The following is a 12,559-nucleotide window of genomic DNA, read 5'->3' as shown; positions in this document are numbered from 1 at the left end:
CGGCTCCGTCGGCCGGCGGTCTCCGCCGTCGCCCGATTGTGCGCACGACGCCGTGAGGACGCCTCGACGCGACCGGCTTCGCGCACCCGCAACGGCCGCATGGAATACTGCCGGCATGAATGCCGGACCGCCGCTGCCGCCCGCCCTGCCCGACTGGAACGGCGACGTCGCCGCCGCGCGCGCCCTGCAGGTGGAGCTGGCGCGGCGGGTGGTGCTCGCCGACGCGTTCCCGCGGCCGCCGCGCACGCTGGCGGGCTTCGACGTCGGCTTCGAGGACGGCGGCGCGACCACCCGTGCCGCCGCGGTGCTGCTCGACGCCGACAGCCTGCAGCCGCTGGAGGCGCACGTCGCCCGCGTGCCGACGCGGATGCCGTACATTCCCGGCCTGCTCAGCTTCCGCGAACTGCCGGCGCTGCTGGACGCCTTGGCCCGGCTGTCGCGCGCGCCGGACCTGGTCTTCGTCGACGGCCACGGCATCGCCCACCCGCGCCGGCTCGGCATCGCCGCGCACTTCGGCGTCGCCACCGGCCTGCCCAGCATCGGCGTGGCCAAGCGCGTGCTGGTCGGCGAACACGCCGAGCCCGGCCCGGTGCGCGGCGACGCGGCGCCGCTGCTGCACCGCGGCGAGGCGATCGGCGTGGCCTTGCGCAGCAAGCCGCGCTGCCGGCCGCTGATCGTCTCGCCCGGACACCGCGTGTCGCTGCCGGGCGCGGTCGAGCAGGTGCTGCGCTGCCTCACCCGCTACCGCCTGCCCGAGCCGACCCGGCTGGCCGACCGGCTGGCCTCGCGGCGCGATCGCGGCGCGTGACCGCGCCCTGCGCGCGCCGTAGTCTCGCCGTTCCCCCCGCGTTCGCACCCGCATGACGCCCTTCGCCGCCCCCGCGCTCGCCCTTGCCGCCGCGCTCGCCGGCTGCGCCGCCGCGCACCGCGCGCCGGAACCGCCGCCTGCCGCCCCGCCCCGCACCTTCACCCTCGCGCCCGGGGAGCGCATCCGGCTCGATGCGACGGCCGCGCTGCGCTATCTCGGCGTCCGCGCGGATTCGCGCTGCCCGCCGCAGGTGCAGTGCGTGCACGCCGGTTCGGCCCAGGTCGCGTTGCGCCTGGAGCGGGCCGGCGGCGACGCCGACGCGACGCTGGAAACGCCGCGCGCGCCGGTCGCGTCGGCCGCCGGCTGGAGGATCGCGCTGCTGCGGCTGGAATTCGGACCGAAGCCCGCGGCGACGCTGCGGGTCGAACGGGACGCAAGCGGGCGCTGAGCCCGCATCCGGCTCCGCGATGCGGGCCTGCCTGCCCGCGACCCACGCGGCCGACGCGGCCGGGCCGCGCGGCCCGGCCGCGGATCGGCGCCGCGGCGCCGGTATCGACGGCCGACTCCGACCACGCCCGGCGCAGCGGCGCGACCGCCGTTCCGGGCGAGCGGCGCCGCGGTTGCGGGACCGCAACAGGCCGTTGCGAGCGGGCCGCGGCCGTGCGCGGCGGCCTGTGCGATGCTGGCGCCGTCCACCCGGAGCCGCCGCCATGACCGTCATCGTTCCGCCGCGCGTGCACGACCTGGGCGGGTTCCAGGTGCGGCGCGCGGTGCCGGCCCTGCAGGCGCGCTCGGTCGGCCCGTTCGTGTTCGTCGACCACATGGGGCCGGCGGTGTTCGAACCCGGCCGCGGCATCGACGTGCGCCCGCACCCGCACATCGGCCTGGCCACCGTCACCTTCCTGTGGTCGGGCACGATCACCCACCGCGACAGCCTCGGCAGCCTGCAGGACATCAGCCCCGGCGACGTCAACTGGATGACGGCCGGCCGCGGCATCGCCCATTCCGAGCGCACCCCGGCGGCGCTGCGGGCAGGCGAGCACCCGCTGCACGGCATGCAGACCTGGGTCGCCCTGCCGCGCGCCGACGAGGAGACCGCGCCGGCGTTCCACCACCACCCCGCCGCGACCCTGCCGCAGCAACGCCGCGCCGGCGCCTGGCTGCGGGTGATCGCCGGCCGCGGCTACGGCGAGGAGTCGCCGGTGCGGGTGTTCGCCGACACGCTGTACGTGGCGATCGACCTCGAGCCCGGGGCCGAACTGGCGATCGACGCCCCCCACGCCGAGCGCGCGTTGTACCTGCTGGAAGGCGAGGCGCAGCTCGACGGCGCCGACCTGCCGACGCGCCACCTGATCGTGCTCGATCCGGGCGCGCGGCCCCGTTTGCGCGCGCGCACGCCGCTGAAGGCGATGCTGCTCGGCGGCGAACCGCTCGACGGCCCGCGCCACCTGTGGTGGAACTTCGTGTCCAGCTCCAGGGAGCGGATCGAGCAGGCCAAGCGCGACTGGCAGGAAGGCCGCTTCGGCGCGGTGCCCGGCGACCACGAGTCCATCCCCCTGCCCGAACGCTGAGCCCGGCGCCCGGCCATTAAGCTTCGCGATTTGTCAAGAGCCCGAAAGTGCTCTAAGGTCGGCCGTGCATCACGCTTCGGCACCGACCGCAGGGGGATAGTCGTGAAAGCGACCGTAATGCGTATGTCGTGCCTGGGCCTGCTCGCCGGCGCGCTGGGGATCGGCGCGGCGGCGGCCCAGGATCCGGGGAAATGCCCGCAACTGCCGCCCGACAGCGGCCTGACCTGGGAACACCGGGGCACGGCCGACTCGGACTTCTGCCGCGCCCTGCGCGCGGACGGATCGGAGGCGTTCGGGTTGTACATCGCGGCGAAGACGCCGTTCGAGCCCAAGCGCGGCGATCGCGCCGAGCCGGGCGTGATCGACGGCCAGGAGATCTACTGGTACCGCGCCGAGCTGGCCGGCAAGCCGGACGTGCAGGCGCGCGAGACCTTGGTGCGCCTGGACGACGGCCGCACGGTGCACATCTGGTTGCAGGCGCCGGACCCGAACGCGCTCGCACCGCTGTTGCAGCAGGCGCAATCGATGCGCCTGCCGTCCACGCGCCTGAGCAGCAAGTAGGCCCGCCTTTGCTCGCTCGCCCCGGCGCGGCGCCGGCCGCGCGCGGCGTGCGCTTGCGCCCGCGCCGCATCGCGCGCCTAATGGCCGCGGCCCGCCTCCAACGCCGGGCCGGAAAACCGCAACGGCGCGCCCGGGCGCGGACCCATGACGCCCGGTCGCCCATCACTCAAGGAAACGGGAGAAAGGGCATGATCAAGCGTCTTGGCGCCGAGTTCATCGGCACGTTCTGGCTGGTGTTGGGCGGCTGCGGCAGCGCGGTGCTGGCCGCGAACTTCGGCGGCGACGGCAATCCGCTCGGCATCGGCCTGCTCGGGGTATCGCTGGCGTTCGGCCTCACCGTGCTCACCGGCGCCTACGCGCTCGGGCACGTTTCGGGCGGCCACTTCAACCCGGCGGTCAGCTTCGGCCTGTGGGCCGGCGGGCGCTTCCCCGCGCGCGAGCTGCTGCCCTACATCGTCGCCCAGGTGCTCGGCGGGCTGTTCGCCGGCTTCATCCTGTGGCAGGTCGCCAGCGGACGCGGCGACTTCGCGGTCGATCCGAACGCGGCCGGCGCCTTCGCCAGCAACGGTTACGGCGCGATGTCGCCGGGCGGCTACTCGCTGGCGGCGGCGTTCCTGTGCGAGGTGGTGATGACGGCGATGTTCCTGGTGGTGATCCTCGGCGCCACCCACCGCCGCGCGCCGGCCGGGTTCGCGCCGCTGGCGATCGGCCTGGCGCTCACCCTGATCCACCTGATCAGCATCCCGGTCACCAACACCTCGGTGAACCCGGCGCGTTCGACCGGCGTGGCGCTGTTCGCCGGCGATGCGGCGGTCGCGCAGCTGTGGCTGTTCTGGCTGGCGCCGCTCCTCGGCGGCGCGCTCGGCGGACTGTTGTACCGCTGGCTGGGCGAGGAAAGCCCTGCGGTCGCGGCGCAGCCGCACACCACGGCGTAACCGTGTCGCTCGCCGCTCCCTTCCGCCATGCGGAGGGAGCGGCGATGCGGGCGAGCCGTTCGCTCGCCCTTCGCTGCCGGCTCGAAGCCGGGATCCGTTACTTGCCGTGGACCTGCGCGCCGCGGGCGGCGCGGAACCGAATTTCGCCCCGCATCCGGCGGCGCGCGCACCCACCGCGGGACCGCCCCGTACTTGCCGGGGACGCGCAGCGGCGTTCGTCCGCGCGGATCCGTCGCCGCAAGGCCGTTCCGGCTTGCCCGGATCCGCGTGCGGCGCCGCGGCCGTGCGCCGCGCTCAGAAACGGCCTTCCTGGTAGTCGACGAAGGCCTGCATCAGCTCCTGCTTGGTGTTCATCACGAACGGGCCGTAGCGCGCCACCGGTTCGCGCAGCGGCCGGCCCGCGACCAGGATCGCGCGCGCGCCGCGGTCGCCGGCGGCGATGCGGACCCGCGGCCCGCCGCCGAGCACCGCCAGCTCCTGCGCGCGCACCGCCCACGCGGCGTCGCCGGCGCCGATCGCGGCATCGCCCTCGAACACGTAGGCGAAGGCGTTGTGGCCCTCGGGCAGGACGTAGGCCCACTCCTTGCCTGGCTCGAGCGCGATGTCGAGGTACACCGGCGCGGTCGCCGGCTGCTCGATCGGCCCCGCGGTTCCGTCCACGCGCCCGGCGATCACCTTGACCGCCACGCCGGGCGCCGGCTGCAGCCGCGGGATGCGCTCGGGCGCGAACTCCTGGTAGCGCGGCGCGGTCATCTTCTCGCGCGCGGGCAGGTTCACCCAGAGCTGGAAGCCGCGCATGCGGCCTTCCTGCTGTTCCGGCATCTCCGAATGCACCAGGCCGCGCCCGGCGGTCATCCATTGCACGCTGCCGGGCACCAGCACGCCCTCGTTGCCGTGGTTGTCGCGGTGGCGCATGCGCCCGTCGAGCATGTAGGTGACGGTCTCGAAGCCGCGGTGCGGATGGTCGGGGAAGCCGGCCAGGTAGTCCTCGGCGCGGTCGGTGCCGAACTCGTCGAGCATCAGGAAGGGATCGAGCATGTCCAGCTGCGGCGTGCCGATCACCCGGGTCAGCTTGACCCCGGCGCCGTCGGACGCCGGCACGCCGCGGAGGGTGCGGTCGACGCGGGCGTGCTCTTCGCGGAAGGTGGGTTCGTTCATGGGAGTCTCCGGGCTGTGGCGCTCGCGGGGATGTCGGTCCGCGGCCCTGGCGCCGCCAGGCGCACCGCTGGAACGATCCGTCATGGCCGGTCGCGGCAGCGTGCCGACCGGACGCGGCCGCGCTCAGCGCCGGCGCAGGCGCCAGCAGCGGTGGATGCGCGGGTCGCGGGCGAAATCCGGCGGGATGGTCTGCGGGGTGATCTCCTCGCACTGCGCGAACGCCGCCACGGCGGCCTCGTCGAGGCGGAAGCGGCGGTAATTGTTGGAGAAGTACAGCGTGCCGCCCGGCGCCAGCCGCGCCACCGCCGCGCGCAGCAGGCGCACGTGCGCGGCCTGCACGTCGAAGTCGTCGGCGCGCTTGGAGTTGGAGAAGGTCGGCGGGTCGCAGAAGATCAGGTCGTACTCCTGGTCGTCCGCCTCCAGCCAGGCCAGCGCGTCGGCCTGGACCAGGCGGTGGCGGGTGCCGCCGATGCCGTTCTCGCGCAGGTTGTCGGCGCACCATTCCAGGTAGGTCGCGGACAGGTCGACGCTGGTGGTGCGGCGCGCGCCCCCGACCGCGGCGTGCACGGTGGCCGCGCCGGTGTAGCAGAACAGGTTGAGGAAGCGCGTGTCGTGCGCTTCCGCGGCGATGCGCAGGCGCATCGGCCGATGGTCGAGGAACAGGCCGGTGTCGAGGTAGTCGAACAGGTTCACGCGCAGGCGCGCGTCGCCCTCGCGCACCGCGATCAGCTCGCCGCGCGAGTCCAGCTGGCCGTACTTGCTGCCGCCCTTGGCGCGCACCCGGGTCTTCAGCGCGACGCGCTCGCGCGGCACCGCGAACACCTCGCGCGCGGCCGCCAGCAGCTCGTTGCGGCGCTTGCGCTGGGTCGCCTCGGGAATGTCCGCCGGCGCGGCGTATTCCTGCACGTGCAGCCAGGTCTGCGGCCCGGGCTCGTCGGTGGCGTACACGTCGATCGCGGCGGCGTACTCGGGCAGGTCGGCGTCGTAGGCGCGGAAGCAGGTCACCCCCTCGCGCTCGCGCCAGGCCTTGAGCTTGCGCAGGTTCTTGCGCAGGCGGTTGGCCGCCATCTGCGCGCCTTCGCTCAGCGCCGGCGCCGCTTCGGCGCGCTCGCGCGGCGCCGGCGCGACCGGGTCGGCCACGATCAGGGTGCACTCGATCGCCCCGTTGAACAGTGGGTAGGCCTTCTGCGCGCGCAGGCCGGTGGCGCGCGCCAGCGCCTCGTCGCCGCACAGCACGCTGGCGCGCCAGCCGGGGACGGCGCGGCGGAGCGCGTCGCCGAGGGCGCGGTACAGCGCCGGATCGGCGGCCAGGCGCGCGTCGTACGGCGGGTTGCAGACCACCAGGCCGCGCGCCGGCGCGCCGCCGCCCAGGGTCCCGGCGCCGTGGGCAGCGGCGGGCGCGGCCTCGCCGGCCGCAGGGCCCGGCTCCGGGTGTTCGCCTTCGCGGGGAATCCGGAACGACGGCCCGAGCGCGCGGACATCGCCGACCTGCCAGTCGATCGCGTCCGCCACGCCCGCGCGCGCCGCGTTCTCGCGCGCGGCGCGCACCGCGTGCGGATCGAGGTCGCGCCCGAACAACACCGGCCGCAGCGCCGCCCGCCCCGCGCGTTCGCGTTCGCGGGCCTGCGCGACCAGCGCGTCCCAACCGGCGCGGTCGAAGCCGCGCCACCGCGTCGGCGGGCGGGCGCCGTGACGCAGCAGCCCGGGGGCGACGTCGGCGGCCATCAGCGCGGCTTCGATCGGCAGCGTGCCGCTGCCGCACATCGGATCGAGCAGCGCGCCGCCCTCGGCGTACACCTGCGGCCAGCGCCCGCGCAGCAGCACCGCGGCGGCCAGGTTCTCCTTCAGCGGCGCCTCGCCCTGCATCGCACGCCAGCCACGCCGGTGCAGCGGCCCGCCGCCGAGGTCGACCGACAGCACCGCCCGGCCCTTGCGCACCACCAGGTTCAGGCGCAGGTCCGGCGCTTCGACGTCGACATCGGGCCGCGCGCCGGTGCGCGCGCGCATCGTGTCGACCACCGCGTCCTTGACCCGCTGCGCGGCGTAGCGCGCGTGGGTCAGCGCGTCGCCGGAGACGTGCGCGTCGACCGCGAGCGTGGCACCGTCGGGCAGGTGCGCCGGCCAGTCGAGCGCGGCGACGCCGGCGTACAGCGCATGCTCGTCCGGGCAGTCGAACTCGGCCAGCGGCCACAGCACGCGGCTGGCCAGGCGCGACCACAGCACCGCGCGCTGCGCGTCGCGCAGCGTACCCTCGGCGTTGGCGCCGGCCAGCGCCGCGGTCGCGCGCGCGCAGCCGAGCGCCGCCAGCTCGTCGGCGAGCAGGTATTCCAGGCCTTTGCCGCAGCTGGCGAAGAATCTCATCGGGTCACTTCGATCCGGTACCGGGCATCATGCGCCGCCCCGCGCCGGCGGACCGCGAAGCCGGTTGCGCGGTCGCGGCACGACGCGGCCGCGGGGGTCCGGACGCATGGGACGGCCGCGTTCACAGCGCCGCCAGCAGCGCCGCGAACGCGTCGGCGCTGGCGCCGACGTGGCTCGCCAGCCGGTGCGTGTCGTCCACCAGCAGCAGCCGCGCGCGCCGCGTCCGCGCCCATTCGACCACGTCCGCCGCCGCGATCAGTTCGTCGTCCCAGCCGTGCACCACCGACGTCGGCACCGGCGCCGCCTGCAGCGGCGGCGCGTCGCCCATCCGCACCGGCGGTGCCATCAGGAACAGGCCGCGCACGGGCACCTGCAGCGAGACCCGGCCGGAGATCCACGCGCCGAGGCTGGAGCCGGCCAGCACCAGCGGCCCGCGCGCGGCGGCGGCGCGGGCGCGTTCCAGCAGGCGCTGCACGCGCGCGTGCACGTCGCCCAGTTCGCTGACCTCGCGGCGGGCGTCCAGGTCGGTGTAGTCGGGGCGTTCGTGGCTCCAGCCCAGGCGCTCGGCCACGTCGGCCAGCGCCGCGACCTTGGCCGCGTCGGGACCGCTCTCGAAGCCGTGGGAAAGGATGCAATGTCCGCGGAAACTCATGCGCCGCCGTCGATGGGGAGGGGAACCACGGCGTCGCCCACGCGCAGCGCGCCGCCTTCGAGAATGCGCGCGCACAGGCCGCCGTGGCCGCGCATCGCGTTGTAGCCGCCGGGGCCGAGCGCGGCCTCCATGCGCGAGCACGGGTCGCAGTCGCCGGTGCCCTCCAGCAGCGCCTCGCCGATGCGGAAGCGGCGGCCCTTGAGCGCGGCCAGCGGCAGGCCGGACACCACCACGTTCCGGCGCAACAACCCCGGCGCGACCGCGTCGCGCCCGGCCAGCGCGGCGATCGCCGGCAGATGCTCGGCCTGGACCAGGGTGACGCCGCGCTTGCCGCTGCCGCCGGCGTAGCGATCGCCGGCCAGGCCGGCGCCGGCCTGCGCGAGCGCGCGCTCGGCCTCGACCATCGCCGCGCCGCGCGCCGGCCGCAGGCCGATCCACTCGACGCGGCCCGGCCGCGGCAGCGTGGCCATCAGCTTGCCGAGTTCGGAATCGGCGGGAGGCAGTTTCATCGCGGTTCCGGGACGATGGGGAGGGAGCGCGGCTCGGCCGCGGCCGCGCGGAAGCGAGTCGCCCGCGCCGCCGCCGCGCTGCGTCGACGCCGGCCCGGCGCGCGAATGGTAGCATCCGCCCCCATGTCGCCCGCGCCTTCGGCTTTGCGCATCGTCCACGACCCGCTGCCGTACGAAGCGCGGCTGGACGCGCGCGCGCTCGACCGCATCGACCTCGCGGTGATCCACTGCACCGAACTGCCGGACCTGGCCACCGCGCGGCGCTACGGCGAGGAAGTGCGCTACGGCAGCGGCACCGGCAACAGCGGCCACTACTACGTCGACCGCGACGGGGCCGTGCACCAGTACGTGGCGCTCGAGCGCGTCGCCCACCACGTGCGCGGGCACAACGCGCGTTCGGTCGGCATCGAGCTGGTCAACCGCGGCCGCTACCCGCACTGGCTGGCCGCCGCGCACCAGGCGATGGACGAGCCCTACCCGGACGCGCAGATCGACGCCCTGGTCGCGCTGCTGCGGCACCTGCGCGCGACGCTGCCGGCGCTGCGCCTGGTCGCCGGGCACGAGGACCTCGACACCGAGCGCGTGCCGGCCAGCGACGATCCGTCGGTGCGGGTGCCGCGCAAGCGCGACCCGGGGCCGCTGTTCCCGTGGGAGCGGGTGCTGCGCGCGGTGGAGCTGGAACGGCTGCGCTGACCGCCGCGGCGCTTGCGCGCGCCGTCCGTCCGGCTGCGAGCGCGGGACCCCTTCGGCGGAAGAATGCCCCGCGGAAACCGGCATGGGCGCCCGAGCCGCCCGTCTATACTTCGCCGCATCGACTCCCCACTTCCGAGCCCCGCATGCCCTCCCCCGTCGCCGAGCTGATCGACCTGCTCTCGCTCGAACGCCTCGAGGACAACCTGTTCCGCGGCCAGAGCCGCGACATCGGCACCAAGTACGTGTTCGGCGGCCAGGTGCTGGGCCAGGCGCTGTCGGCGGCCCAGGCGACGATGCAGGCGCCGCGCGCGGCGCATTCGCTGCACGCCTACTTCCTGCGCGCCGGCGACATCGCCGCGCCGATCGTCTACCTGATCGACCGCACGCGCGACGGCGGCAGCTTCTCGGTGCGCCGGGTCACCGCGATCCAGCACGGCCAGGTGATCTTCTTCATGGCCGCCTCGTTCCACGGTGACGAGCCCGGCGCCGAGCACCAGCTGTCGATGCCGGAAGTGCCCAAGCCCGAGGACATCGACCCGCAGCCGGCCGTGCCCGAGCACGTGATGAAGACGCTGCCGATCAAGATCCAGCGCTGGCTGTCGCGCACCGGGCCGTTCGAGTTCCGCCACATCTACCCGCGCGACGAGCTCAACCCGCCCAAGCGCCCGCCCTACCAGCAGTTCTGGTTCCGCCTGACCGAGCCCGTCGGCGACGCCCCGGAGCTGCACCGCGCCCTGCTCGCCTACGCCTCGGACTTCCACCTGCTCGGCACCGCCACCTTCCCGCACGGCATCAGCTACTACCAGCCGAACGTGCAGATGGCCTCGCTCGACCATGCGCTGTGGTTCCACCGGCCGTTCCGCGCCGACGAGTGGCTGCTGTACGCGAGCGACAGCCCGACCGCGCAGGGCAGCCGCGGCCTGGCGCGCGGCATGATCTTCGACCGCGACGGGCACCTGGTCGCCAGCACCGCGCAGGAAGGCCTGATCCGCGTGGTGCAGGACGCCGCCGCGGCCGCGCACGTGCCGGCCAAGGACTGAGCGATGCGCCAGGTCTTCAGCAGCCAGCGCCTGGAGAACGTCGAGAAGGTCGCCGAGCTGTTGCGCGAGGCCGGCATCGAGGTGCGCATCACCAACGGCCGTTCCTACAAGGGCGGGCGCCGCGGCACCTTCAGCTACCGCGAGGCCGGCGGCCCGCAACCGGCGGTGTGGGTGGTGCGCTCGGACGACCAGGTGCGCGCGCGCGAGATCCTGCGCGACGCCGGGCTGCTGGAGACCACCCGCGGCGACAGCTTCGTGCCCAGCTTCCGCGAGCGTCCCGCGGACGCGGCCGCCGACGCCGCGCAGCGGCGCATGCTGCGGGTCAAGCTGATCCTGCTGGCGGGCATCGTCGTGGTCGGCGGCCTGGCGATCGTGCGCGCGCTGCGCCAGGACCCGGCCGCGGAGGCATTGAAGGCCCACCCGCTCGACGGCTCGGCGGCGGCGGTGCCGCAGGCCCTGGCCGCGGCGGTGCTGCGCCAGGAACTGCCGCAGGCGCGGCTGGACACGCTGTGCCTGGCGATCGACGGCCGCGACCCGGGCCGCGCCTTCGTCGAGGCGATGCGGATACCGCGCAAGCGCGTGGTCGCCGCGTCCGAATGCGTGCGCGACCCGGACGAGGACCGCGGCAGCCGCCTTCGCGCCGGCGGCGAGCCGGCGCTGATCGTCGACGTGCACGCGTTCCGCCCGCGCAAGGGCGAAGGCGAGTCGATCGCCGGCACCGTCGAGTACAGCGCCTACCACCACCGCATGTCGGGCCGCTACAAGGTGCTCGAAGTGGTCGAGGCCGAGGACGGCTGGCGGGTGGTGCGGACGGTCAAGCACGTGGCGATGTGAGCCGCCGGCGGCGCCGTTCGCCTCCCCTCGCGCCTGCCCGGTGAGCGGCGGGTCGGCGGCCTTGACGGCCCGGCGCTCTTTCCTGCCGCCCTCGTCCCGGTCACATTCGGCGGCGGGCGACGTCTTCGAGGGCGGGCCCCCGGAAGAGCACCGATGAACGCCGAAGCCGTCGAAGGACTGATCCGCCTCGAACTGCCCGCCGCCGCGCGCGGCGACCGCCAGGCCTACGCGCGCATCGTCGCCGCCTGCCAGAACGCGGTGACCGGCCTGGCGCTGGCGATCGTCCGCGACGTGCCGGCCAGCGAAGACATCGCCCAGGAGGCGTTCCTGTCCGCCTGGCAGAACCTGCGCCGGTTGCAGAACCCGGCCAGTTTCCTGCCTTGGCTGCGCCAGATCACCCGCAACCTCGCCCGCGACCACCTGCGCCGGCAACGCCGCCTGCCGGCGAGCGCGGCCGAGGCCGACGAGGCGATCGCCGCCGCGGCCGACCCGCAGCCGACCGCGCTGGAGCGGCTGATCGAGGACGAGCGCCGCGCCGCGGCCGAGGAGCTGATTTCCGCCCTGCCGGACGACAGCCGCGAAGTGCTGCTGCTGTACTACCGCGAGGGCCAGAGCTCGCAGCAGGTCGCCGCGCTGCTCGGCCTGAACGACGCGGCGGTCCGCAAGCGCCTGTCGCGCGCCCGCGCCGCGGTGCGCGCCGGGCTGCTGGCGCGCTTCGGCGCGTTCGCGCGCGAAACCGCGCCGTCGGCGGCGTTCACGATGATGGTCGCGACCGCGCTCGGCGCGGCCAGCCCGGCCGCGTCGGCCGCCGTGGTGATCGGCAGCCTGGGCGCGGGCGCCACCGGCGTCGGCCTGGGCAAGCTGGCCGGCGGCGGCATCGGCGCGACCAGCGCCGCCGCGGGCGTCACCGGCGGCGCCGCGGGCGGGGTCGCCGGCTACCTGCTCGACGCCGCGCCGCACCTGGACTGGGCGCTCGCCGGCGCGGCCGGCGGCATGCTCGGCACCTGGCTCGGCTGCCGCTACCTGCTCGGGTTCGCCGGCACCCGCGAGGAACGCGCCGAGATCCTCGCGTTCTCGCGCAGGCTGCTGGGGGTGGTGTCGCTGTTCGTCGGCGGCGTGTTCGTCCTGGCGCTGACCACGCGTGGCTGGCTGCCGCTGGCGTTGTTCTCGCTGCTGGCCGTAGGCACGCTGCACCGCATGTACCTGCACACGCTGCCGCGGGTCATGGCGCCCTGCTTCGAACGCCTGACTCGCGTCACCGGCCGCCCGCACCCCACGCTCGCGTACCGGCTGACCTGCGGCGCGCCGGCGACCTGGTTCAGCACCCTGTTCTCGCTGGCGGCGGTCGCCTACGCGCTGGTGCAGTCCGGGCGGCTGTAACCCCGGCCGCGCGAGCGCGAAAAGAAACCGCGCCCGCGGGCGGCGCGGTTGGAAGAA

General features: G+C 75.3%; 13 protein-coding genes. 9 read left to right on the top strand and 4 right to left on the bottom strand.

What is annotated here, in order from left to right; genetic code table 11:
• Positions 1 to 115: 115 nt before the first annotated feature.
• The 5 genes from nfi (at position 116) to aqpZ (ending at position 3,875) form a co-directional block, all read left to right on the top strand.
• Positions 116 to 808: a deoxyribonuclease V gene (nfi, locus tag EDC50_RS01720; RefSeq protein WP_123768746.1), complete on the top strand. Its 693-nt coding sequence runs from the start codon at positions 116 to 118 to the stop codon at positions 806 to 808.
• A gap of 52 nt (positions 809 to 860) precedes the next feature.
• Positions 861 to 1,256, top strand: a complete 396-nt coding sequence (locus EDC50_RS01715) for a hypothetical protein (protein WP_123768745.1) — start codon at positions 861 to 863, stop codon at positions 1,254 to 1,256.
• A 262-nt stretch (positions 1,257 to 1,518) separates the two neighbouring features.
• Positions 1,519 to 2,379, top strand: a complete 861-nt coding sequence (locus EDC50_RS01710; RefSeq protein ID WP_123768744.1) for a pirin family protein — start codon at positions 1,519 to 1,521, stop codon at positions 2,377 to 2,379.
• Positions 2,380 to 2,481: 102 nt separating this feature from the next.
• Complete coding sequence (locus tag EDC50_RS01705) at positions 2,482 to 2,940, top strand: hypothetical protein (RefSeq protein ID WP_123768743.1); 459 nt, start codon at positions 2,482 to 2,484, stop codon at positions 2,938 to 2,940.
• A 188-nt stretch (positions 2,941 to 3,128) separates the two neighbouring features.
• Positions 3,129 to 3,875, top strand: coding sequence for an aquaporin Z (gene aqpZ, locus EDC50_RS01700; RefSeq protein WP_123768742.1), 747 nt, complete (start codon positions 3,129 to 3,131; stop codon positions 3,873 to 3,875).
• A gap of 294 nt (positions 3,876 to 4,169) precedes the next feature.
• Here aqpZ and EDC50_RS01695 read toward each other — a convergent pair whose 3' ends face one another.
• From EDC50_RS01695 to EDC50_RS01680, 4 genes are all read right to left on the bottom strand, one after another.
• Positions 4,170 to 5,033 carry a pirin family protein gene (locus EDC50_RS01695; protein ID WP_123768741.1) on the bottom strand — a complete coding sequence of 288 codons (864 nt, stop codon included), beginning with the start codon at positions 5,031 to 5,033 and terminating at the stop codon, positions 4,170 to 4,172.
• A 123-nt stretch (positions 5,034 to 5,156) separates the two neighbouring features.
• Positions 5,157 to 7,394, bottom strand: coding sequence for a bifunctional 23S rRNA (guanine(2069)-N(7))-methyltransferase RlmK/23S rRNA (guanine(2445)-N(2))-methyltransferase RlmL (gene rlmKL, locus EDC50_RS01690; RefSeq protein ID WP_123768740.1), 2,238 nt, complete (start codon positions 7,392 to 7,394; stop codon positions 5,157 to 5,159).
• Positions 7,395 to 7,515: 121 nt separating this feature from the next.
• The gene (locus EDC50_RS01685; RefSeq protein ID WP_123768739.1) at positions 7,516 to 8,046 is read right to left on the bottom strand and encodes an alpha/beta hydrolase; all 531 of its coding nucleotides are present in this window, start codon (positions 8,044 to 8,046) and stop codon (positions 7,516 to 7,518) included.
• On the bottom strand, positions 8,043 to 8,555 hold the full coding sequence (locus tag EDC50_RS01680) for an MOSC domain-containing protein (protein WP_123768738.1): 513 nt from the start codon (positions 8,553 to 8,555) through the stop codon (positions 8,043 to 8,045). Before EDC50_RS01680 ends, EDC50_RS01685 begins: the two co-directional genes overlap by 4 nt.
• Before the next feature lie 123 nt (positions 8,556 to 8,678).
• Here EDC50_RS01680 and EDC50_RS01675 point away from each other — a divergent pair, with 123 nt between their 5' ends.
• From EDC50_RS01675 to EDC50_RS16775, 4 genes are all read left to right on the top strand, one after another.
• Entirely contained in the window at positions 8,679 to 9,248 is a 570-nt protein-coding gene (locus EDC50_RS01675) for an N-acetylmuramoyl-L-alanine amidase (protein ID WP_123768737.1), read from the top strand.
• A 143-nt stretch (positions 9,249 to 9,391) separates the two neighbouring features.
• Complete coding sequence (locus tag EDC50_RS01670; RefSeq protein WP_123768736.1) at positions 9,392 to 10,288, top strand: acyl-CoA thioesterase; 897 nt, start codon at positions 9,392 to 9,394, stop codon at positions 10,286 to 10,288.
• A 3-nt stretch (positions 10,289 to 10,291) separates the two neighbouring features.
• A complete protein-coding gene (locus EDC50_RS01665; RefSeq protein WP_123768735.1) occupies positions 10,292 to 11,122 on the top strand; it encodes a DUF2007 domain-containing protein in 831 nt (276 codons plus the stop codon).
• Between the two features lie 153 nt (positions 11,123 to 11,275).
• Complete coding sequence (locus tag EDC50_RS16775; RefSeq protein ID WP_123768734.1) at positions 11,276 to 12,502, top strand: RNA polymerase sigma factor; 1,227 nt, start codon at positions 11,276 to 11,278, stop codon at positions 12,500 to 12,502.
• The last annotated feature ends 57 nt before the right edge of the window (positions 12,503 to 12,559 follow it).

Source organism: Vulcaniibacterium tengchongense (assembly GCF_003814555.1).
GTDB lineage: Bacteria > Pseudomonadota > Gammaproteobacteria > Xanthomonadales > Xanthomonadaceae > Vulcaniibacterium > Vulcaniibacterium tengchongense.
Note: the sequence above shows the minus strand (reverse complement) of the source record. Positions and strands in the feature narration are given on the sequence as shown.

Coding starts and splice junctions, on each gene's coding strand:
- nfi (WP_123768746.1), top strand. CDS start 116: ATGAATGCCGGACCGCCGCTGCCGCCCGCCCTGCCCGACTGGAACGGC.
- EDC50_RS01715 (WP_123768745.1), top strand. CDS start 861: ATGACGCCCTTCGCCGCCCCCGCGCTCGCCCTTGCCGCCGCGCTCGCC.
- EDC50_RS01710 (WP_123768744.1), top strand. CDS start 1,519: ATGACCGTCATCGTTCCGCCGCGCGTGCACGACCTGGGCGGGTTCCAG.
- aqpZ (WP_123768742.1), top strand. CDS start 3,129: ATGATCAAGCGTCTTGGCGCCGAGTTCATCGGCACGTTCTGGCTGGTG.
- EDC50_RS01695 (WP_123768741.1), bottom strand. CDS start 5,033: ATGAACGAACCCACCTTCCGCGAAGAGCACGCCCGCGTCGACCGCACC.
- rlmKL (WP_123768740.1), bottom strand. CDS start 7,394: ATGAGATTCTTCGCCAGCTGCGGCAAAGGCCTGGAATACCTGCTCGCC.
- EDC50_RS01685 (WP_123768739.1), bottom strand. CDS start 8,046: ATGAGTTTCCGCGGACATTGCATCCTTTCCCACGGCTTCGAGAGCGGT.
- EDC50_RS01680 (WP_123768738.1), bottom strand. CDS start 8,555: ATGAAACTGCCTCCCGCCGATTCCGAACTCGGCAAGCTGATGGCCACG.
- EDC50_RS01675 (WP_123768737.1), top strand. CDS start 8,679: ATGTCGCCCGCGCCTTCGGCTTTGCGCATCGTCCACGACCCGCTGCCG.
- EDC50_RS01670 (WP_123768736.1), top strand. CDS start 9,392: ATGCCCTCCCCCGTCGCCGAGCTGATCGACCTGCTCTCGCTCGAACGC.
- EDC50_RS01665 (WP_123768735.1), top strand. CDS start 10,292: ATGCGCCAGGTCTTCAGCAGCCAGCGCCTGGAGAACGTCGAGAAGGTC.
- EDC50_RS16775 (WP_123768734.1), top strand. CDS start 11,276: ATGAACGCCGAAGCCGTCGAAGGACTGATCCGCCTCGAACTGCCCGCC.